Annotated in this window: 19 protein-coding genes; 9 read left to right on the plus strand and 10 right to left on the minus strand. The window is 69.9% G+C overall.

The window, feature by feature from the left end; translation table 11 throughout:
- Positions 1-17 precede the first annotated feature (17 nt).
- Positions 18-803 carry a class II glutamine amidotransferase gene (locus LOK46_RS29005; RefSeq protein ID WP_273561743.1) on the minus strand — a complete coding sequence of 262 codons (786 nt, stop codon included), beginning with the start codon at positions 801-803 and terminating at the stop codon, positions 18-20.
- Positions 804-1,123: 320 nt separating this feature from the next.
- Here LOK46_RS29005 and LOK46_RS29010 point away from each other — a divergent pair, with 320 nt between their 5' ends.
- Positions 1,124-1,516: a response regulator gene (locus tag LOK46_RS29010; protein ID WP_012322423.1), complete on the plus strand. Its 393-nt coding sequence runs from the start codon at positions 1,124-1,126 to the stop codon at positions 1,514-1,516.
- 313 nt (positions 1,517-1,829) lie between these two features.
- Here the strand turns inward: LOK46_RS29010 and rpsU are convergent, their stop codons facing one another.
- Complete coding sequence (rpsU, locus tag LOK46_RS29015) at positions 1,830-2,165, minus strand: 30S ribosomal protein S21 (protein WP_273561744.1); 336 nt, start codon at positions 2,163-2,165, stop codon at positions 1,830-1,832.
- A 222-nt stretch (positions 2,166-2,387) separates the two neighbouring features.
- Between rpsU and LOK46_RS29020 the strand changes: the two genes are divergently transcribed.
- Positions 2,388-3,434, plus strand: a complete 1,047-nt coding sequence (locus LOK46_RS29020; RefSeq protein ID WP_273561745.1) for a threonine aldolase family protein — start codon at positions 2,388-2,390, stop codon at positions 3,432-3,434.
- A 258-nt stretch (positions 3,435-3,692) separates the two neighbouring features.
- Here the strand turns inward: LOK46_RS29020 and LOK46_RS29025 are convergent, their stop codons facing one another.
- On the minus strand, positions 3,693-4,880 hold the full coding sequence (locus LOK46_RS29025) for a DUF1501 domain-containing protein (RefSeq protein ID WP_273561746.1): 1,188 nt from the start codon (positions 4,878-4,880) through the stop codon (positions 3,693-3,695).
- On the minus strand, positions 4,877-6,406 hold the full coding sequence (locus LOK46_RS29030) for a DUF1800 domain-containing protein (RefSeq protein WP_273561747.1): 1,530 nt from the start codon (positions 6,404-6,406) through the stop codon (positions 4,877-4,879). Before LOK46_RS29030 ends, LOK46_RS29025 begins: the two co-directional genes overlap by 4 nt.
- Positions 6,407-6,591: 185 nt before the next feature.
- Between LOK46_RS29030 and LOK46_RS29035 the strand changes: the two genes are divergently transcribed.
- Positions 6,592-8,205 (plus strand): peptide chain release factor 3, encoded by a 1,614-nt coding sequence (locus LOK46_RS29035; protein WP_273561748.1) that lies wholly within the window; start codon positions 6,592-6,594, stop codon positions 8,203-8,205.
- Positions 8,206-8,326: 121 nt separating this feature from the next.
- Here the strand turns inward: LOK46_RS29035 and LOK46_RS29040 are convergent, their stop codons facing one another.
- Entirely contained in the window at positions 8,327-8,785 is a 459-nt protein-coding gene (locus LOK46_RS29040) for a response regulator (RefSeq protein ID WP_273561749.1), read from the minus strand.
- Between the two features lie 7 nt (positions 8,786-8,792).
- Entirely contained in the window at positions 8,793-9,260 is a 468-nt protein-coding gene (locus LOK46_RS29045) for a BLUF domain-containing protein (RefSeq protein WP_273561750.1), read from the minus strand.
- 310 nt (positions 9,261-9,570) lie between these two features.
- Between LOK46_RS29045 and LOK46_RS29050 the strand changes: the two genes are divergently transcribed.
- The 5 genes from LOK46_RS29050 to LOK46_RS29070 all read left to right on the plus strand — a co-directional run bounded on the left by LOK46_RS29050 (position 9,571) and on the right by LOK46_RS29070 (position 15,070).
- The gene (locus LOK46_RS29050) at positions 9,571-10,833 is read left to right on the plus strand and encodes a flagellar hook protein FlgE (protein ID WP_273561751.1); all 1,263 of its coding nucleotides are present in this window, start codon (positions 9,571-9,573) and stop codon (positions 10,831-10,833) included.
- Between the two features lie 34 nt (positions 10,834-10,867).
- A complete protein-coding gene (gene flgK / locus LOK46_RS29055) occupies positions 10,868-12,724 on the plus strand; it encodes a flagellar hook-associated protein FlgK (protein WP_273561752.1) in 1,857 nt (618 codons plus the stop codon).
- 2 nt (positions 12,725-12,726) lie between these two features.
- Positions 12,727-14,325 (plus strand): flagellin, encoded by a 1,599-nt coding sequence (locus LOK46_RS29060; RefSeq protein ID WP_273561753.1) that lies wholly within the window; start codon positions 12,727-12,729, stop codon positions 14,323-14,325.
- A 147-nt stretch (positions 14,326-14,472) separates the two neighbouring features.
- The gene (locus tag LOK46_RS29065) at positions 14,473-14,733 is read left to right on the plus strand and encodes a hypothetical protein (protein WP_273561754.1); all 261 of its coding nucleotides are present in this window, start codon (positions 14,473-14,475) and stop codon (positions 14,731-14,733) included.
- Position 14,734: 1 nt separating this feature from the next.
- Entirely contained in the window at positions 14,735-15,070 is a 336-nt protein-coding gene (locus LOK46_RS29070) for a porin (RefSeq protein WP_273561755.1), read from the plus strand.
- Here LOK46_RS29070 and LOK46_RS29075 read toward each other — a convergent pair.
- From LOK46_RS29075 to LOK46_RS29085, 3 genes are read right to left on the minus strand one after another with little or no spacing between them, the layout of a single operon-like run.
- On the minus strand, positions 15,067-15,540 hold the full coding sequence (locus tag LOK46_RS29075; RefSeq protein WP_273561756.1) for a hypothetical protein: 474 nt from the start codon (positions 15,538-15,540) through the stop codon (positions 15,067-15,069). The two genes, LOK46_RS29070 and LOK46_RS29075, sit on opposite strands and share 4 nt — an antisense overlap.
- Positions 15,527-15,886, minus strand: coding sequence for a rod-binding protein (locus tag LOK46_RS29080; RefSeq protein ID WP_273561757.1), 360 nt, complete (start codon positions 15,884-15,886; stop codon positions 15,527-15,529). Before LOK46_RS29080 ends, LOK46_RS29075 begins: the two co-directional genes overlap by 14 nt.
- 25 nt (positions 15,887-15,911) lie before the next feature.
- On the minus strand, positions 15,912-17,048 hold the full coding sequence (locus LOK46_RS29085) for a flagellar basal body P-ring protein FlgI (RefSeq protein ID WP_273561758.1): 1,137 nt from the start codon (positions 17,046-17,048) through the stop codon (positions 15,912-15,914).
- Between the two features lie 241 nt (positions 17,049-17,289).
- Between LOK46_RS29085 and LOK46_RS29090 the strand changes: the two genes are divergently transcribed.
- Positions 17,290-17,718 (plus strand): flagellar assembly protein FliX, encoded by a 429-nt coding sequence (locus tag LOK46_RS29090; protein ID WP_273561759.1) that lies wholly within the window; start codon positions 17,290-17,292, stop codon positions 17,716-17,718.
- A gap of 64 nt (positions 17,719-17,782) precedes the next feature.
- Here LOK46_RS29090 and LOK46_RS29095 read toward each other — a convergent pair whose 3' ends face one another.
- A complete protein-coding gene (locus tag LOK46_RS29095; protein ID WP_273561760.1) occupies positions 17,783-19,279 on the minus strand; it encodes a helicase HerA domain-containing protein in 1,497 nt (498 codons plus the stop codon).
- Positions 19,280-19,533 lie beyond the last annotated feature (254 nt).

Consider the following 19,533-nt stretch of genomic DNA (forward strand, 5'->3'; position numbering starts at 1 on the left):
GCTGGCGCCGTCTGTAGTCAGGCGGCGGCGCGTGCGGGCTCCGGCGCCTCGACGACGGTCGCGGTGCCGTGGCGGGCGCGCAGGGTCGCGCCCTTCGGGACGACCCGCCAGCCCTCGCGGCAGCCGTCGATCGGCTCCGAGACCACCACGATGCCGCCCGGCCCCTCGCGGTAGTACAGGCTCGGCGGCCGGCCGTCGCAGGCCCATCGATAGGCGGTCAGAGTCTCGCCGTCCGTGAGCAGCGCGGTGAAGCGCAGCGGCTCGCAGACATTCGCCGCCTCCATCAACTCGCGAACGATCTTCAGCGTCCGCGCCATCGCGCCGACGGGATCCGCTTCCAGGCCGTTGGCGAGCGCCAGGAGGAAGAGCGCCTCCGAGTCGGTGCTGCCGCGGCGATGGTCGTAGTAGGAATCCGGGATCAGCGCCTCGAGGCGCCGCTTGATCCGGTGGTAGCCGCCGATCTGGCCGTTGTGCATGAACAGGTGGCGGCCGTACACGAAGGGGTGGCAGTTGGCCCGGGCGGTGGCCGTCCCGGTCGAGGCGCGCACGTGGGCGAAGAAGGTCCGCGCCCGCACCTGCCCGCAGAGGTTCACCAGGTTCTCGTCGGACCAGGCCGGGGAGATGTCGCGATAGACACCCGGCTCGGGTCGCTCGGCGTACCAGCCGATGCCGAAGCCGTCGCCGTTGGTCTCGGTCTTCCCCTCGTCGGCGTGCAGCGACTGGTGCACCAGCGAGTGGGTCGGCGCGCAGACGAGGTCGGAGAGGAAGACCGGCTCACCGCTGTAGGCGAGGAAACGGCACATGTCGGACGGTGATCCTTCAGCTCTGGGCCGCGTTCGATCCGGTGAGACGCCTCCCGCGGGTGGAGACGTTCCGCCGCAGGACGTTAACAGTCGGTCCACTCCGGTGAACAGTTTCTTAACCGACCGGAAACTGCGCCATTTTCGTGCGTTCCGCATGGAAATGGTGCCGCCTGTCCGCAGGGCAGGCATTCGCCCCCGGAGCGGAGCGACTCTTGTGAGCCGCCTCATGAAGGATCAGCATGGCCGAATCGGGGAATCAGAAGTTCGCCCTACAGGCGACCGCCCGACGCGGGGCAAGGCACCGGCAGCAGGAGACTTTTATGGATCGCGCAACGCCCGATAGTTCCGCCCCCGTGGCGCTCGTCGTGGAGGACGATGCGGCTGTGCGCGATCTCGCGACGGCGGTGCTCGAGGAGACCGACCTCGGCGTGATCGCCTGCGAGAGTGCGGAGGCGGCCCTCTCGGTGCTGGAGCGGGCCGACGTGACGGTGGCACTGCTCTTCGCCGACGTGCGCCTGCCCGGTGCCATGGACGGCGTGTCACTCGCGCAGGCGGTGAAGCGGCGCTGGCCCGACGTGCGCGTGGTCGTCACCTCCGGCGCGAGCCGGGACGCGCGTCTCCCCGACCAGGCGGTCTACATGCAGAAGCCTTGGCGGGCCCTGGACGTGCTGGTCCAGGCCGAGCACGCGACCATGGCCGCCAAGGCGGCTTGAACGGGCGGCTTGAACCGGCGGCGGCCGACGCCCTTCACGTCGTCGCGAGCGCCGCGACCCGACTCGGCGCCGCATCCCCGGATGCGGCTTCGATTTGCGCGGCTAGAGCTCTTCTCGCCCGTGTTGCAGCGGTTCGGAGGAACAACTCCGGTCGAGACAGCCGCGCCACGCCCCCTCTCCCGCACGGGAGAGGGGAGCCGCGCCGCGGACGTCTCGCGTTACCGGGCGTCGCCGTCCGGGCGCGACGCGACCCAAAGAAAAAGCCCGGCCTGCGCGCGCAGGCCGGGCTTTCCCGTAACCGGAGTGGTGTCGCTCAGGCGGCGGGAGCCGGGCTGACCGGGGTCTGACCGGCGGCGTTGCCGCCCTGACCCTGCGCGGCAGACGGCGACGGGAAGCCGGGACGGCGGCTGCCGGCGGGGAAGCGGGGCTTCGGCTTCGGCGCGGCGATCAGGCCCTCGCGGATCGCGGTCTTGCGGGCCTGCTTGCGGGCGCGGCGGACGGCCTCGGCCTTCTCGCGAGCCTTGCGCACGGACGGCTTCTCATAAGCCTTGCGCTGCTTCATCTCGCGGAAGATGCCCTCGCGCTGCATCTTCTTCTTGAGGACGCGGAGCGCTTGATCGACGTTGTTGTCGCGAACGAGTACCTGCAACGGACTTGATCCTCTGGACCTGAAGTTCTGGGTTCACGCGGCCCGCCGCCGATCTGGAAACCGGCAACGTCCCTCGCCCGGTTTGAACCCGGGAGGGACGGGAACGTCGGTTTCCGAATCGGCGTGGAGCTCACGCCTTGACGGGGCTATTACACCAAGCGCGCACCAGTTCCAACCGGGCCGCGCGATCCATCTGCGCCTGCGCCGTGCTAGGTTGCGCGGATGAGACACGACGACTCGCAGCAATTCGCCAGCGACAACTATTCCGGCATCTGCCCGGAGGCCTGGGCGGCGATGGAGGCGGCCAATCGCGGCCACGCCCCGGCCTACGGCGAGGATGCCTGGACCGCCCGGGCGGCCGACGCGTTCCGAGACCTGTTCGAGACCCCGTGCGAGGTGTTCTTCGCCTTCAACGGCACGGCCGCCAACGCGCTGGCCCTGGCGGCGCTGTGCCAGTCCTACCACAGCGTGATCTGCGCCGACTCGGCCCATGTCGAGACCGACGAGTGCGGCGCGCCGGAATTCTTCTCCAACGGCTCGAAGCTGCTGACCGTCCGGACCGAGGGCGGCAAGCTCACGCCGGAGGCGATCCGCGGGCTCGCCCAGAACCGCAGCGACATCCACTTCCCGCGGCCGCGCGTGGTGACGATCACCCAGCCGACCGAGACCGGTCAGGTCTACAGCCTCGCCGAGCTGCGGGCCCTGTCGGCGACCTGCCGCGAGCTGGGCCTCGCCCTGCACATGGACGGGTCGCGCTTCGCCAACGCCTGCGCGAGCCTCGGTTGCAGCCCCGCCGACATGACGTGGCGGTCGGGCGTCGACGTCCTGTGCTTCGGCGGCACCAAGAACGGCATGCATGCCGGCGAGGCCGTGGTGTTCTTCGACGCCAAGCTCGCGGAGGATTTCGGCTACCGCTGCAAGCAGGCCGGACAGCTCGCCTCGAAGATGCGCTTCCTCGCCGCCCCGTGGGTCGGCATGCTGGAGAGCGGCGCGTGGCTGACGAACGCGGCCCACGGCAATGCCTGCGCCCGGCGCTTCGCCGAGGCGGTCGCCGGGCTGCCGGGGGTGCGGGCGCTGTTCCCCGTCGAGGCGAACGCGGTCTTCCTGACGATGCCCGCCACCACGATGGAGGGCCTGCGCGCCCGGGGCTGGCGGTTCTACACCTTCATCGGCGGCGGGGCGCGCTTCATGTTCGCCTGGGATGCCCGGTCCGAGCGGGTCGACGAGCTGGTCGGCGACCTGCGCGCGCTGGCGGCCGCCGCGGCCTGAGCAAGCGGACATAGAGGTAGAGCCGCCTCACCGAATGTGTCTCGCGCGCAGGTGTCGAGCTTTTCTGAGGAGCGTCGATACGCCGGCGCGACGTGCGCACCGTCGTCCTTGCGAGCGCAGTGACGCAATCCAGTGTCGCGCGACGCTGTCCGATGGCGTGCGGCCCTGGTTCACTTCGCTGCACTCGCGATGACGGCAGAGCCGGTGACCCAGGCTCGCGAGTGCCGGGACGGCACGACGCTGCGGCGACCTGCCCCCCTACAGCAGCGCGAGATCCGCCGGGTCCGCGCTGGGGAAGATCCGCCGCAGGCTCGCCTGATCGAGCCCGTAGAGCCGCCGGAACAGGCCGCCCAGAAGCCCGCGGTAGTCGGTGAGCACCGGATAGTCCCGGTTCTGGAACAGGTGCGCCTCGTCGGCCCGAACCTGCGGCCCCGCGATCCGGCCGCCGCGCACCCCGCCGCCGAGGATCCAGTAGACGCTGCCGTGGCCGTGGTCGGTGCCGCGGCTGCCGTTCTCCCGGAAGGTGCGCCCGAACTCCGAGAGCACGACCACCACCGTGTCGGACCAGCCGGGCCCGATCTCCTCGACGAAGCCCGTGAGGCCGCGCCCCAGCTCGCCGAGCCGGTCGGCGAGGTAGCCGGTGCCGGCGCCCTGGTTCACGTGCGTGTCCCAGCCGCCGACATCCACGAAGCCGAGGTTGAAATTCTCGCGCATCAGGCGGCCGATCCGCCGGGCCGACAGCTCGAAGCCCTTGGGCGAGACCGCCCCGCGGTCGGCCTGGCCGGCATGGTCGGAGATCGTCTGATAGACCGCGTCGAGCACCCGGAACCCCTCGGTCACGGCGGCGGCCAGCTCGGTGTCGCTGTACATGGCGGCGATCAGGCGGGCCTGCCGGTCGTCGATGCCGGGCTTGCCGACGCCGTTGATGGCGATGTTGGGCACCGTCTCGCCGCCCCGGAAGATCAGCGGCATCTGGTCGGTGAAGGCGATCGGCCGGACCCGGGTCAGCTCGGCGGCGAGCCGGGCCATGAAGCCGGAATTGTAGTCGCGGGCGGACCCGACCGTCTGGCCCATCTCGATCGTGTCCTGCGTCTCGAAATGGCTCCGGGTCAGGTCGTCGGTCCCGGCGAACGGTACGAAGGCGGCCTGGCCCTTGGCGTAGAGCGGCAGGAGCGTCTCGCGCAGCGCCGGGTGCAGGCTCCAGTCGCCGTCGAGCGCCAGGGCGGCCTTCGGGTCGGCGGCGTCCGGCCGGGGGATCGCGAGGGTCGGCCGCGACCGATAGTAGAAGTCACTGCCGGTCGAGATCACCACGTTGGCGGCGTCGTAGGCGCCGCGCAGGAACACCACGAGGAGGCGCGCGTCGGCCTTCGGGGCGGCCCAGACGCGGCCGGCCACCGTGGACAGGCCGAGCGCCGCGGCGGCGCGGATCAGGTCGCGACGGTTCATCGCATGAACTCCGGCGAGGCGAGGTAGAGGGTGTTCCAGTCCTGCGGCGAGACCGCCTGGGCGAGGGCCGCCCGCGTCGCCGCCGACAGGGTGCCGGACAAAGCCGCGAAGTAGAGCCCGTTGGCGAGCACCGGGAAGGCCGGCTCCTCGGCCTGGTCGGGCAGCGCCGGCTTGAACAGGCCGGCCGAGCCGGACCCGATCTGCCGGGCGATCTCGAACCGCGTCGCGAGCTGCCCGGGCCCGGTCCAGGACGCGGCGTCGAGGGGGTAGCCGTCCGGCGTCGAGCGGTTGAACAGGCCCTCGCCGAGGCGGTTCAGCCAGCCGAGCACCGGGCCGGCGTTGCGGATCACGCGCGCGTCGTAGGCCATGCGCAGCGCCGAGAAGACGTAGCGGACCGGGTCCTTGAAGGCGCCGACGCGCTCGGCCGTGAAGGCGGGCTCGCGCACCAGCGCCTCCATCACCGCGGCGATGTCGCCGTCGGTGCGGCCGAAGACAGCGGCGAGCCGCACCACCAGGGCGTCGTCGGGCGGCCGGCCGAGGAAGTAGGTGGCGAGCGCCCGGGAGACGTTGGTCGCGGTGGCGGGGTTGCGGGCGATCAGGTCGACCGCCTCCTCGACCTCGGGCCAGCCGCGGCCCTGGATGCGCGTGCCGAGGAAGACCTTGTCGCCGTAATCGTGCCGGTTCGGGTTGAACGCGAACAGTCCGTCCCGGCGGTAATCGGCGGCGTGCTCGGGGCGGAGCTTCGGGGTCTCGGACTTCATGTCGATGCCGACCCCGCTCAGGATCCGCGCCAGCGCCTCGACGTCGCCCTGCGTGTAGCCGGAGCCGACGCCCATCGTGTGCAGCTCCATGATCTCCCGGGCATAGTTCTCGTTCGGGCGGCCGGCCGCGTTGGCGTCGTTGTCGAGGTAGCGCAGCATCGCCGGGTGGCGCAGGCTCGCCATCAGCAGGTCGCGGAAGCGGCCGAGCACGTGCGGGCGGATCGCGGTGTCGAGGTAGTCGCCCACGGCTGCGCGCAGGGTGGACTTCCCCTGGTGGACGTTGAGCCGGTTGAACCAGAACCACGTCAGCCGCTCGCGCAGCTGGTCGGGGCTGTAGAGCGCCCGCAGCACCCAGGCGGAGGCGGCGTTCCGCGCGGCCGCGTTGAGCGCGCCCTGGAAGGCCTGCTGCGCGGCCTTCCGGGCCTCGGGATCCGGAATGTCCCTGGCGGCCCTGGCCTGCGCGTCCAGCGCCTGGGCCCGCTCGAACAGGCTGCCCGGCGGGGTCAGCGCGTCGACCTGCGCCTGGGCGGCGGGCGGCAGGCGCGATTCGGCCGGCGGGTGGAGCTGCGCGCGCAGCCAGCTGGCCCGCCCCTCCGCGGTGAGCTGCGCGAAGGCCGAGGGCGTGGCGCCCCAGGTCAGGGCATCGAGGAAAGCGGCATCGGCCGCCGCGGCGCGCGGCGGCGCCTCGGCCGCGCGGGGGCCGGGGCCGGCCGCGGCGAGCAGCAGGGCGGTGACCAGACAGCAGCGTGGTGCGGCGCGCGACATCGGGGCCTCGCGAAGCGTGGATCGACATGGGAAGCGTGGTGCCGCGCCCCTGTACGGTGCCTGAAAGGCGGTCCGATTCTGCCGGCGTCTTTGCCAATATCGGGGCTTGCCGCTACACGATCCCGAGACCGCGCGAGTGCCGCGCCGCGCACCACCACGTTCCGCCGACCCAGAGCGTTCGCTCCATGCTGATGCAGACCAAGACCGAGGCGAGGCCGGCCGATCCGGTGGCGCGGCGGCGCACCTTCGCGATCATCTCCCACCCGGACGCGGGCAAGACCACCCTCACCGAGAAGCTGCTGCTGTTCGGCGGCGCGATCCAGCTCGCCGGCGAGGTGAAGGCCAAGCGCAACCGGGTCTCGACCCGCTCCGACTGGATGGGCATCGAGAAGGAGCGCGGCATCTCGGTCGTCACCTCGGTGATGACCTTCGAGTACGGCGACTGCGTCTTCAACCTGCTCGACACGCCCGGCCACGAGGACTTCTCGGAGGACACCTACCGGACACTCACGGCGGTCGATTCGGCCGTGATGGTGATCGACGCGGCGAAAGGCATCGAGGCGCGCACGCGCAAGCTGTTCGAGGTCTGCCGCCTGCGCGACATCCCGATCGTCACCTTCATCAACAAGCTCGACCGCGAGGCCCGCGACCCGTTCGAACTCTTGGACGAGATCGAGAAGACGCTGGCCCTCGACGTCGCCCCGGTCACCTGGCCGATCGGCACCGGCCGCAACTTCTCCGGGACCTACGAGCTCGGCGGCAACCGCGTCCGCCGCCTCGACGCGGCCGAGGATGCCGGGATGGTCGCGGTGTCCGGCCCGGACGACCCGCTGTTCGACGAGCTGCTCACCGAGAACGGCGCCGCCGACGCGTGGCGCGAGGAGGTGGAACTCGCCGAGGGCGGGCTGAAGCCGTTCGACCTCGACGCGTTTCGCGAGGGCCATCTGACGCCGGTCTTCTTCGGCTCGGCCTTGCGGAATTTCGGCGTGCGCGACCTGATCGACGGTCTCGCCAAGGTGGCGCCGCCGCCGCGGGGCCAGGATGCCGACAAGCGGCTCGTCGAGCCGACCGAGCCGCGGATGACCGGCTTCGTGTTCAAGATCCAGGCGAACATGGACCCGAACCATCGGGACCGGATCGCCTTCATGCGGGTCTGCTCGGGCAAGCTCAACCGGGGCATGAAGGCCCGGCTGGTGCGCACCGGCAAGCCGATCTCGCTCTCGGCGCCGCAATTCTTCTTCGCCCAGGACCGGGCCATCGCCGACGAGGCCTATGCCGGCGACGTGGTCGGCATCCCGAACCACGGCACGCTGCGGATCGGCGACACGCTCACCGAGGGTGAGGACATCGTGTTCCGCGGCGTGCCGAGCTTCGCCCCCGAGATCCTGCGGCGGATCAAGCTGACCGACGCGATGAAGGCCAAGAAGCTGCGCGAGGCGCTCCAGCAGATGGGCGAGGAGGGCGTCGTCCAGGTGTTCGTCCCGCAGGACGGCAGCCAGGCGATCGTCGGCGTGGTCGGTGCGCTCCAGCTCGACGTGCTGAAGGAGCGCCTGCAGGCCGAGTACGGCCTGCCGGTGGATTACGAGACCTCGCGCTTCTCGGTCTGCCGCTGGGTGTCGTCCGACTCGGAGGCCGAGCTCGACAAGTTCGTCGACTCGCACGGCTCGGCAATGGCCAAGGACCTCGACGGCGCCCCGGTCTTCATGGCGACGACCGCGTTCTCGCTCCGCTACGAGGAGGAGCGCTACCCGGCCGTGCGCTTCACCGACGTGAAGGATTACCAGAAGCGGGCGGCGTGACACGTTTCCGCGGCGGCGCCGCGTCTTTGCGAGCGCAGCGAAGCGATCCTGCGGACCGCGACCTGCGGCGACGTCCCGCCGCCCCGGGTCGCTTCGCTGCGCTCCCGAGGACGGCGCGGCGTCAGAACTTCCCGAGCATCGGGAATTCGACGCTCAGGCTCGATTCGGACGCGATCGGCGCCTCGCGCTTGCGCGGCTTGCGGTTGAGGACCTGCTTCAGCTTGGTCTTCAGCACCGCCATGTCGAACGGCTTGAGGATGAAGGCGTCCGCGCCCGCCTGGTGGGCGAGGTTGATGTCCTCGAAGTCGAAGGACGACTCGGTGAGCATGAAGGGGGTGTTCATCAGCGCGTCGTCGGCGCGGATCTCCCGCAGCAGGGTGAGCCCGTCCATGGGCTCCATGTCGAGATCCGAGATCACCAGGGCGTAGCGGCGCTGCCGCATCCGCTCCAGCGCCTCGGGCGCGTTGGTGACGCCCTCGACGTCCGGGAAGCCGATGCGGGTCATCAGCATCACGATCAGCCGCAGAAGCTTCTCCTGATCGTCGACGATGAGAATCGGGGGCGTATCGCTCTCGGACATCGGCGGCTCAGATGAAGAGGTGGTCGATGCCCTGACGGGACATCGCGTCGGATTGGAGCGACAGGCACAGCCCGTGGATCGCGGACGCCTTCGGCGTTCCGCGCTGGAGCATCGGGAGCAGGTTGGCCTTCGCGAACAGGGTGTCGTTCCCGACGGTGCGCTGCGCGCTCTTGAACGAGTGAACGAACTCGCGCTTGGTGATCTCGCGCCACTCGCTGATCTGGACGTCGCGGTGGCGGCTGTCGGCACTCACCCGATCGAAGGTCTCGTGCACCGACGTGCGCTCCCCCTCGATGACTTGGCAGGCGAAGTTGCCCTCGATGACCAGGAAGCTCGTGATCACCGCGAACTCGTTCTTCTTCTGAGCAATACGACCGATCTCGCCGATCTGCTCTGACCGCTTCGCCGCGTCCGACGACAGGTTCAGGCGCGAGAAGTAGATGATGTGGACGAGGCTTGTCCGTTTCGCCCGCATGATCCCGAGATCCGAAATCCGTACCCGTTCAGCGCTTCCGGACAGGACTCACCGCGCGTGGCCCCGGCCCGGCGGCATCTTCGCGCGTGTCGAATAACACCGCGTAAACGCGGCGGGCGCATCTGCCGGGCGGGACCAAGCGGCGTGCGGAGCCGACCCGGCAGGATCTGCCGGGCGCACCGTCGAGATCGGCGAACCCTGCCGGGTCGGCGGCAGTACGGGCTCGATTTCTCAAAGACTTAGTCCTGGCACGCCGGTTGCGGCGGCTCAGGCCTGCGGGCCGAAGCGGCGCGCATCGGGATCGTTCGCCATGGATCTTTTCTCCGCCCTGCAGACCTCGGTCTCCGGACTCCAGGCGCAGTCCTACGCCATCAGCAACATCTCCGGGAACATCGCGAACTCGCAGACGACCGGCTACAAGCGCATCGACACCAGCTTCGTCGACCTGATGGCCGAAACGACGCCGAAGCGCGAGGTTGCGGGATCCGTGCTGGCCCAGTCGCAGCTGACCAACACGATCGCCGGCAACGTTGTGTCGTCCAGCGTTCCGACCAACATGTCGATCACCGGCAGCGGCTTCTTCACCGTAGTCCAGAAGACCGGCGATGCCAACAATCAACCGACGTTTAGCGGAGCCAATATTTACACGCGGCGCGGCGATTTTTCGCAGGATAAGGACGGATATCTTGTTAACGGTGCGGGCGGATACCTGACCGGGACTAATCTGGATCCCCAGACCGGTCAGGTCACGAGCACCGGTCCTGTCAATATCGGCAACCTGACGCTTCCTGCCCAACCTACCAAGACGATCGAGTATTCGGCCAACCTACCGGCGACGCCGACGGTAAGTGCGTCGGCTCAGCCGGCCAACAGCATCGCCGGTCCGTCCATCACCGGCTACACCACGACTGGCGCGCCAATCACGATCAGCATGCGCTGGGTCCAGACGTCGACCGCTGGGACGTCACCGTCATCGTGGCAATTGTACTACAACGGTAGCACCACGGACACGCCGTCTTGGACCCAAACCGGGCCAACCTTCAATTTCGACTCAACGGGTCAATTGACCAGTCCTGCCTCTACCGCACCTGTGGCGCTAACAGGTGTTCAGATCGGTGACTATAGTTTCGCGAGCCTCAATCTAGATATCAGTGGCGGCTTAACACAGTACGCCGATGCCAGCGGCGCCGTGACCACGAAGAAGCTCAATCAGGACGGCAACAGCGCCGGGACGCTGATGACTGTCGCGGTCGGCGAGGATGGGAAGATCAACGGGACTTTCTCAAACGGGTCCGTGATCCCCGTCGCCACTGTCGGGATCGCGCAATTCGCCGATCCCGACGGCCTCAAGGCCGATGGGAAGGGCAATTACCTCCAGACCGCCGATTCCGGGCCGCCGCTGACCGGCCTCAACGGCAGCACGATCAACGGGGCCACCATCGAGCAGTCGAATACGGACATTGCCAGCGAATTCTCTAAGATGATCGTAACCCAGCAGGCATACTCTGCGAACACTCGGGTCATGTCGACGGCCCAGACGATGATGTCCGATCTGCTGAATGTGATTCGCTGATTGAGGTGCAAGCTCCCGGCTTGGAGGGTGTGAGATGTCGCTGAACGCGATTTCAACCGCGACCGCGGGTCTGGCCGCGACGCAGGCGGCCATCAACATCGTCTCGCAGAATGTCGCGAACGCTGGGACCGCCGGTTACGTCAAGCGCACAGTCTCGACGGTAGCCAGTGGGATCAACAATTCCGGCGTCGCCGTCGGGACCATCACCCGCAGCTTCGATGCGGCGGCTCTGGGTCAGTTGCGACTCGAGACCTCGGGGGCAGCCTATACCGGCACCAAGGCTGGGATCGCCACACAGCTCGACGCCCTCTATGGCGTTCCCGGCAGCTCGACCTCGCTGGACGGCACGCTGAACACCTTCACCGAGTCGCTCCAGGAGCTTGCCGCCAACCCGACTTCCGCGGCCGCCCGGACCACCGTGTTGGGCAACGCCTCGGCGCTGGCGAGCCTGATCAACAGTTCCGCCAACACGGTGCAAAATCTTCGTACCGGCGTCGAGTCGCAGCTCGGAAGCGATACGAGCGCCGCCAGCACGCTGCTGGCCAACATCGCCACACTGAACGGCAAGATCCAGAACAACACTGACAGCACGGCGCTGACCGCCTTGCAGGACCAGCGGGACCAGGCGATCAACAGCCTGTCGAGCTATATGGACGTGCAGACATCCGAACAGCGGGATGGAACGGTTTCGGTGATCACCCGGTCGGGCGTCACCCTCGTGGATCATGGGAACGCCGCGACCCTCAGGTTCGACGGGCGGGGTGCCCTCGACGCCAATTCCGCTTACTCCACCGACCCGACGAAGCGTACGGTTGGCACAATCACAGCCACCCTGCCGGGCGGTGGCAAGATCGACCTCGGCGCTCCCGGCGCGCTGCGCTCAGGCAGCCTGGCGGCCGGAATCGAGCTGCGCGACCAGACGCTGCCGCAGGCGCAACGTCAGCTGGACGATCTCGCGGCCGGCCTCTCCAGCGCACTGAGCGACAAGACGGTTACAGGCACCTCCGACGGCACGCAGACGGCCATCGATCTGGCCGGCATGCAGCCGGGCAACACCTTGACCTTCCCCGTGACCGTGAACGGTGCGGTTCGCAACGTCATCCTGGTCGCGTCGAACAACGATGCCGCCTCGATCCCCGCGAATCTGACGAAGGATTCGACGGCCCTCGTCCAGACGTTCAAGATTCCCAGCGCGGGATCGGACTATGCCGGTGCGATCAACGCTGCGCTTGGCAATCTCGGTCTCTCGACGACGGTGACAGCTTCGGGCACCGGAGCCGCCGTGACGATCGGGCCGGCGGCCGGCAACACCAATAAGGTGACGTCGGCCAGTGCCAACATCACGGCTATGTCGTCCGTGACCGACCTGTCGACGGGCAACCCGTCGCTCGCCCTGTTCGTCGACGGCACACCCAACAAACTCTACACCGGCTCGGTCGATCAAGGTTCGCAGCTCACCGGCTTCGCCCAGCGCATCACGGTCAACGGCGCCCTGGCGGGCAACACGGCCGCGCTGACGGCGACCAGCGCCACGGACACGAGCGCGTCCGGCGCCCGCGCCCAGAAGCTGTTCTCGGCGCTCACCGCGAACCAGCAGACCTTCTCGTCGTCGAGCGGCATCGGCGGCGTCTCGGCGCCCTACAACGCGACCGTGATCGGCTTCGCGCAGGACATCGTCTCCACGCAGGGCGCCAACGCGTCGAACGCGTCGGCGCTCGACGCCACCCAGCAGACGGCGCTCTCCACCGCGCAGAGCCGGTTCTCCGCCGGCGCAGGCGTCAATATCGACCAGGAGATGTCGAACCTGATCGCCCTGCAGACCGCGTACGGCGCCAACGCCCGGGTGCTCACCGCGGCCCGCGACATGCTCACCCAGCTGCTGCAGATCTGATCATGACGACGATCACGCCCTTCGCGGCCGGCTCGTACCTGACGACCCGCAACGCCTCGCAGCTCCAGACGCTGAAGAGCCAGCTCAACGACCTGACCAACCAGCTCTCCAGCGGTCAGGTCTCGCAGACCTACGGGGGCCTCGGTTCCGGCCGGTCGACGGCCCTGTCCGCCCAGGCCACCCTGAGCGCGCTCACCGGCTACGCCGCCGGCATCACCGCCGCGCAGACCCGGACCAACCTCGCGGTCACGAGCCTGACGCAGGTGGCGACGCTCGGCACATCCACCGGGACGATGCTCCAGAACGGTTTGCAGAGCGTGGCGGCCAACTCGGTCTCCGGCCGGTCGACGGCGCTGGCCAACCTGCAGACGGCGCTCGACACGCTCAACGAATCGGCGGCGGGCAACTACCTGTTCGGCGGCAGCAACACCACGACCCAGCCGGTGGTCGATTCGAGCAAGATCCTCAACGGCACGACCGACGCGAGCGGCAACAAGCTCGACGGGCTCTCGACCCTGATCTCGCAGCGGGTCGCCGCCGAGCTGGGCGCGGGGGGCAACGGTCGCCTGACGCAGACGCCGGCCAGTCCGACCACGACCGTGCAGGTCACCGAGGAGGCGAACGACGCGACGCGCGGGAAGTTCGGCTTCACCCTGGCGGGCACGCCCACGACGACCGGTTCGGCGATCGGCGCGACTTACACGCCGGGCACGGCCACCAGCCCGGCCAGCTTCAGCCTCAGCATGACGACGCAGCCGAGTGCCGGCGACACCGTGTCGTTCGCGCTGAAGATGGCGGACGGGACCTCGACGACGATCACGCTCACGGCGGCGGCGAGCGCGGACCCGAAATCGATCACCAGCTTCGCCATCGGCTCGACGCCCGCCCAGACGATGGCGAACCTGTCGACGACGCTGAGCAACGCACTCACCGGCGCGGCCAGCAGCACGCTGGCGGTGAACGCCACCGCGGCGACCGCGTCGAACTTCTTCTCGGGCGCGGCGAACGGCGGTCCGGCGGGGGCCGGCGTGATGCCGCAGCGCATCGTGTACGACGGGAGCAAGAACCCGGTGGGCTACACGGCGGCCACGCCCCAGAACACGGTGCTGTGGTACCAGGGCGAGAACAGCTACGATCCCGCCACAGGGAAGCCGACGCCGGCCATCGACACGCAGTCGGTCCAGGTGAGCGCGACCGGGAGCGTCGGAACCGGCGCCCGCGCCAACGATCCGACGGTCCAGAACGTGCTCGCCGGCCTCGCGACCATGGCCTTCGGCCTGCCGACCACCAACGATTCGAACACCTACAACACCTACCAGACGGTGGCGACGAAGGCCGGCGGCCTGCTCACCTCCGTCAACCAGACCCCCAGCGTGCAGGACACCATCACGCAGCTGACCGTCGCGTCGACGCGGCTCTCGAACGCCAGCACGACCAACAAGGCCACCCAGAACACGGTCCAGAACACCCTCGACGGGATCGAGCAGATCTCCCCCGAGGAGGTCATCACCAAGCTGCTCGACGTGCAGAACCGGCTCCAGGCCAGCTATCAGGTGACCGCGACGCTCTCGAAGCTCTCGCTCGTCAACTACATCGGCTGAGCCGAAGGTGCCGACCGGTGACGGCGCGCCTGACGTTTGAAAAGTTTTGTGACCGTTCAGATTCACCATAGTCTTGCCGCTTTCCGGGAATGAAGCGCAGCGTGCGGTCGCGCCCACGCGCCGTCATTCGATTGAGGAGAGGTCGGCATGGCGCTGCCCGGACCCATCGAACTCGTCCTCCGCCTCGGAGCCGTCCCGCGCATCGGCGCGATCGTCCTGGTGGAGCAGGCCGTCGACACCTATCTCGCGGGCTACGCGCATCCCGACGAGCGCGCCATCGCCCTCGACATCCTGCTGCGCGACCTCGCCCGCCTGCGCATCCACGAGCCCGATCTCGACGGCTTCATCGGCGAGGTCGAGCTCTACATCGACGTGCTTCACCGGGATCTCGCCCGCCAGGCGGCCTGAGATGCGCGGCCGCCTCCGGAGCTGCGCCGCCCTCGCGGCGATCCTGACCTGCGCGGGACCGGCCGCCGCCCTCGACCTGCGGGATCTGCCGGTGATCCCCGGCCCGGCGCCGTGCCCGTCCAAGGGCCAGGGCTTCGTGCGCCTGCCGGGAAGCGACAGCTGCATCCGCGTCTCGGGCCGCGTCGTCGCGGGGGTGGATCTCGGAGCGGGCCGCGGCGCCGCGGCGGCGCCGGCCGTCGCCGGGCGAATCGCGGTCGACAACCGCGCCGACACCGATCTCGGCGAGGTGCGGACCTACGTCAGGATCGGCGCCGGCCGCCGTCAGGGCGGGCCCTAGAGGTTGCGCGAGAGGACCAGCGGTCCGCTGCGCACGCCGCGGCCGTAGGGGGAGGGCGCCGGGGCCTGCCGACCGTAGCCGGAGGGGAGCTGCGCCCGGCCGATCTCCTCCGCCAGGGTCTTGATCAGCCCTTCCGAGACGGTCTTGGCGCTGGCGAGCACCGTCTGGTTCGCCTCCACGGCCGCGGTGAACCGCCGGTGCGCCGTGCGCAGGGCCTCGACCCCGTCGGGGTGGAAGCGCTTCAGCGCGACCGCGTTCGCCTTCGCGACCTCCAGGCCCTGCATGTAGGCGGCGGCCAGCGCGGCCTTCGGCTCGGCCGCGGCGACGCCCTCCTGCAGACGCCCTTCCCGGACGTAGGCCGCCTCCTCGGCGAGCACGGCCTCCAGGGCCGCCATGTTGCCGAGCACGCCCGCCACCAGGGCCTCGGCGGTGATCCGGTCCCCGACGCGCAGCGGCTCAGCCCTTTGCATTGATCGCTCCATCGCTCGCCGCACCCTGCATCTTCATGATCTCACGGAAAACCGATTCGGCGATGCCGACGCCGCCGCTCTTCACGATCTGCTTCGCGTATTCCTTGGTCAGCATCGAGCGGTAGACGCCGCCGCCGGTCCCGTTCTCGCCCAGCGGTCCGTCGGTGCCCTCTGACTGGGTCAGCCGCTCGAGGCTGTTCTCCAGGAACATCGATTCGAACTCGGTCGCCGTCTTGAGGGCCTTGGCCTTGTTGGCGGTCTTGATGATCCCGTCGACGGCGCTCCCGGCCACCGAGGTTCCGACGCTGGCGGCGGCGCTGGCCGCGAGACTGGCGAGTTGCAGCATGGATCGTTCCTTCGCGTCGGTCCGGTCACATCAGCTCGATATCGGCCTGGAGCGCGCCCGCGGCCTTGATCGCCTGGAGGATCGAGATGAGGTCCCGCGGGCCGACCCCCAGCGCGTTGAGGCCGTCGACCAGCTCGCGCAGGCTGACGCCCTCCTTCACCAGGGCGAGCTTGTTGCCGTCCCCGGTATCGACCTTCACCCCCGTCCGCGGCACCACGACGGTGCGCCCGTCGGAGAACGGCGCCGGCTGGCTGACCTGCGGCTGCTCGGTGATGGTGACCGTGAGGTTGCCCTGCGCGATCGCCACCGTCGACACGCGCACGTCCCGGCCCATGACGATGATGCCGGAGCGCTCGTCGACCACCACCCGGGCGGTCTGGTCGGGCTCCACCTTGAGCTGCTCCACCTCGGTGATGAGGCGGATCATGTTGCCGTTGTAGCGGGCCGGGATCTGGATCGTGACGGTGGCCGGGTCGGTGGGCTCGGCGGTGTCGGCGCCCATGAAGTCGTTGATCGCGGCGGCGATCCGCTTCGAGGTGGTAAAGTCCGGGTTGCGCAGCGACAGCCGGAGCGCGCGGGCGTCGTTCAGCTTGAAGGCGATCTCGCGCTCGATGTTGGCCCCGTTGGAGATCCGGCCGTTGGTGGGCACGCCCCGGGTGATCTTGGCGGCGTCGCCCTCGGCCGAGAAGCCCGCGATCGCCACCGAACCCTGCGCCAGGGCGTAGACCTCACCGTCGGCGCCCAGCAGCGGCGTCACCAGCAGGGTGCCGCCCTGGAGCGATTTGGCGTCGCCCAGCGACGAGACCGTCACGTCGATCCGGGTGCCCTGCGCGGCGAAGGGCGGCAGGCTCGCGGTCACCATCACGGCGGCGAGGTTCTGCGTGCGCATCGTGGCGCCGCGGGTGTTGACGCCGAGGCGCTCCAGCATGGCCTGGAGGGACTGCTTGGTGAACGGGATGTTGTTCAGCGTGTCGCCGGTGCCGTTGAGGCCGACCACGATGCCGTAGCCGACGAGCTGGTTCTGGCGGACACCCTCGATGGAGGCGAGGTCCTTGACCCGCGACAGGGCGAGCGCCGGCACGGACAGGGCGGCGAGCAGGAGGGCGCCCGTGAGGGCCGCCAGGAGAGACCGGAGAGGACTGAACGCGTGACGCGGGCGCATGCCGTGTTTTCGACCGTGACGGACCTGACGCCATCCTGCCAGGGTCGTGCCAGTCGCTCGATCCGCGCAAGCTGTTGAAGAGAAGGAATTTTTTTCGGACCATTCCCGGCCGCGCGCTCCGCGGCACCGGCACCGAACCTGCCGACCCGGCAGCTTCTGCCGCCTTGTTTACCCGCGCTTAACCCTGGCGGCGGAATTTCCGGTTCTGCGCGGGGGCGCTTGGAGCAACGCGAACCGGATCATGCGTGTCGAGACCCGCCAGCCGATCCAGAGCGCCGGCGGAGTCGCGTCCGCCCGGAAGCCCGAGGGCGGCGCAGCCTTCAGCCTCGGCGCGGCCCCGTCGTCGCCGACGTCGGCCGGCGCGCCGGCCGCCGCCGCGACGCTCGCCGGGCTCGACGCGGTCCTGCTTCTCCAGGCCGAGGCCGACACGCCCCAGGAGCGGCGCCGGCGCTCCGCCCAGCGCGGCCAGGACCTTCTCGACGGTCTCGACCGGCTGAAGGCGGCGCTGCTCGGCGGCCGCGTCGCCCCGCAGGATCTGCGCGCCATCGCCGGCCGCCTGAACGAGCGTGCCGGCCTCTCGGGGGATCCGCGGCTCGACGGTCTCATGGCCGAGATCGAGCTGCGGGCCGCGGTGGAGCTGGCCAAGCTGGAGATGGCCCGGGGCGTCTGATCGGCCACCCGCGCCCGTCGCTGGGCGCGTCCCCGCGACCGCGACGGGCGGGTGCCCGATCCCGCTACACCGCCCGCCGCTTCGGCCCCGTCGGCAGCATCTGCGGCTCGCCCGGTCCGGTCTCGACGCCGAGATCCGGCACCGCGATGATCGGCGCGCCGCGCAGGTCCTTGCGGGTGACGATGGCGCCGCGCTCCTCGAGATAGGCCAGCATCCGCCGCGCCCGGCCGCCCGAGCTGGTTCCGTAGGCCTCGGCCAGCATGGTGTCGGTCGGGCAGGGGGCGCCCTCGATGGCGGCCCGCGCGACCACGAGGAACAGCCCGGCGAGGTCGTCCGGCAGGCCGGCCGCGATCGCCTGGGCCTGCTCCCAGCCGGAATTGTCCGCGACCGCGCCGCCGGCCTCGGCCCGCGCGACGGCGAGCCGCCGCTTGAACTCGGGCAGGCCCATCGTGTCGCCGCGCAGTCGACGGATGCGGCAGCGGACCGTGAAGTCCTGGTAGAGCGTCGCGGGTGTGCAGGCTGCGGCGTCGGCATCCGCCAGCACGGAGGCCAGCACCTCGGCGAGCGCCGCCTCGCGGGCCTCCGGGTCCATCGGCTCCTCCTCCGGATCCTCGGCCGGCGCCGGCGGACGGTAATTGGCGAGCTGGACGAGCACGTCGGGTGCCGGCGTCGGGCGCGTTTTGGGCCGCGGCGCCAGCGGCGCGACGGTCTCCGCTGGGCTCGCCGTGAGGATCAGCGCGCGGGCATCCTCCAGGGCATCGGGCAGGGGAACGAGGACCGGCGAGGAGCTCCGGCTCACGGTCTGGGTCGGCCCGACCGCGATGGTGAGCGGGCGCCGGGACAGGGCCGGCCCCAGGGCCACGAAATGCCCGCGCGGCAGGTCGCGGAACGTCTCGGCCTGCCGGCGCTCCAGGCCGAGGAGGTCGGCGGCGCGCGCCATGTCGATGTCCAGGAAGGTCCGGCCCATCAGGAAGTTCGAGGCCTCGGCCGCGACGTTCTTGGCGAGCTTGGCGAGGCGCTGCGTGGCGATGATGCCGGCGAGCCCTCGCTTGCGGCCGCGGCACATGAGGTTGGTCATCGCGCCGAGCGACAGGCGCCTCGCCTCGTCCGAGACCTCGCCGGCGGCCGCGGGCGCGAAGAGCTGCGCCTCGTCCACCGCCACCAGCATCGGGTACCAATGGTCGCGGTCGGCGTCGAACAGCCCGCCCAGGAAGGCGGCGGCGGCGCGCATCTGGCCGTCGGCGTCGAGGTTCTCCAGCGACAGCACCACCGAGACCCGGTGCGTCCGCACCCGGGCGGCGATGCGCTGCAGGGCGACGTCGTCGCCGTCGGCCTCGACCACGACGTGGCCGTAGCGGTCGGCGAGGCTGGCAAAGTCGCCCTCCGGATCGATGATCGCCTGCTGCACGAGGCCGGCGCTCTGCTCGAGGAGCCGCCGCAGCAGGTGCGATTTGCCGGACCCGGAATTGCCCTGGACCAGGAGCCGCGTGGCGAGCAGTTCGGTGAGGTCGAGGAGCGCGGGGCGCTCGCCCGTCAGGCCGAGATCGATGTCGGAACGCATTGGGCCTCATAGCACGGCCCGGCGGGTCCGGGTGGGTCGACGGCGCGCTGTCCACGCTTCCCGCATGCGCGAGCTCGGGCGGTTGACTGTCGCGCGCCGCGGCCCCGGGGCGACGGGGCGGATCCGCTCGACGGCCGCCGCCGAGGGGCGAGCGTGCCGTCAACCCCCGTTCGGAAGCCCCGGGCCCTGCTCCTCCGGCCTGGACCCCGGCATGTCAGCCCTGTAGGCCCACGACCCTTCTCCCATTCCCGGAC

Source organism: Methylobacterium sp. NMS14P, from assembly GCF_028583545.1.
In the GTDB taxonomy this organism is placed as follows: domain Bacteria; phylum Pseudomonadota; class Alphaproteobacteria; order Rhizobiales; family Beijerinckiaceae; genus Methylobacterium.

Excerpts from the sequence above, each read along its gene's own strand:
- LOK46_RS29005 (WP_273561743.1), bottom strand. The coding sequence starts at position 803 with ATGTGCCGTTTCCTCGCCTACAGCGGTGAGCCGGTCTTCCTCTCCGAC.
- LOK46_RS29010 (WP_012322423.1), top strand. The coding sequence starts at position 1,124 with ATGGATCGCGCAACGCCCGATAGTTCCGCCCCCGTGGCGCTCGTCGTG.
- LOK46_RS29020 (WP_273561745.1), top strand. The coding sequence starts at position 2,388 with ATGAGACACGACGACTCGCAGCAATTCGCCAGCGACAACTATTCCGGC.
- LOK46_RS29025 (WP_273561746.1), bottom strand. The coding sequence starts at position 4,880 with ATGAACCGTCGCGACCTGATCCGCGCCGCCGCGGCGCTCGGCCTGTCC.
- LOK46_RS29030 (WP_273561747.1), bottom strand. The coding sequence starts at position 6,406 with ATGTCGCGCGCCGCACCACGCTGCTGTCTGGTCACCGCCCTGCTGCTC.
- LOK46_RS29035 (WP_273561748.1), top strand. The coding sequence starts at position 6,592 with ATGCTGATGCAGACCAAGACCGAGGCGAGGCCGGCCGATCCGGTGGCG.
- LOK46_RS29040 (WP_273561749.1), bottom strand. The coding sequence starts at position 8,785 with ATGTCCGAGAGCGATACGCCCCCGATTCTCATCGTCGACGATCAGGAG.
- LOK46_RS29045 (WP_273561750.1), bottom strand. The coding sequence starts at position 9,260 with ATGCGGGCGAAACGGACAAGCCTCGTCCACATCATCTACTTCTCGCGC.
- LOK46_RS29050 (WP_273561751.1), top strand. The coding sequence starts at position 9,571 with ATGGATCTTTTCTCCGCCCTGCAGACCTCGGTCTCCGGACTCCAGGCG.
- flgK (WP_273561752.1), top strand. The coding sequence starts at position 10,868 with ATGTCGCTGAACGCGATTTCAACCGCGACCGCGGGTCTGGCCGCGACG.
- LOK46_RS29060 (WP_273561753.1), top strand. The coding sequence starts at position 12,727 with ATGACGACGATCACGCCCTTCGCGGCCGGCTCGTACCTGACGACCCGC.
- LOK46_RS29065 (WP_273561754.1), top strand. The coding sequence starts at position 14,473 with ATGGCGCTGCCCGGACCCATCGAACTCGTCCTCCGCCTCGGAGCCGTC.
- LOK46_RS29070 (WP_273561755.1), top strand. The coding sequence starts at position 14,735 with ATGCGCGGCCGCCTCCGGAGCTGCGCCGCCCTCGCGGCGATCCTGACC.
- LOK46_RS29075 (WP_273561756.1), bottom strand. The coding sequence starts at position 15,540 with ATGCAAAGGGCTGAGCCGCTGCGCGTCGGGGACCGGATCACCGCCGAG.
- LOK46_RS29080 (WP_273561757.1), bottom strand. The coding sequence starts at position 15,886 with ATGCTGCAACTCGCCAGTCTCGCGGCCAGCGCCGCCGCCAGCGTCGGA.
- LOK46_RS29085 (WP_273561758.1), bottom strand. The coding sequence starts at position 17,048 with ATGCGCCCGCGTCACGCGTTCAGTCCTCTCCGGTCTCTCCTGGCGGCC.
- LOK46_RS29090 (WP_273561759.1), top strand. The coding sequence starts at position 17,290 with ATGCGTGTCGAGACCCGCCAGCCGATCCAGAGCGCCGGCGGAGTCGCG.
- LOK46_RS29095 (WP_273561760.1), bottom strand. The coding sequence starts at position 19,279 with ATGCGTTCCGACATCGATCTCGGCCTGACGGGCGAGCGCCCCGCGCTC.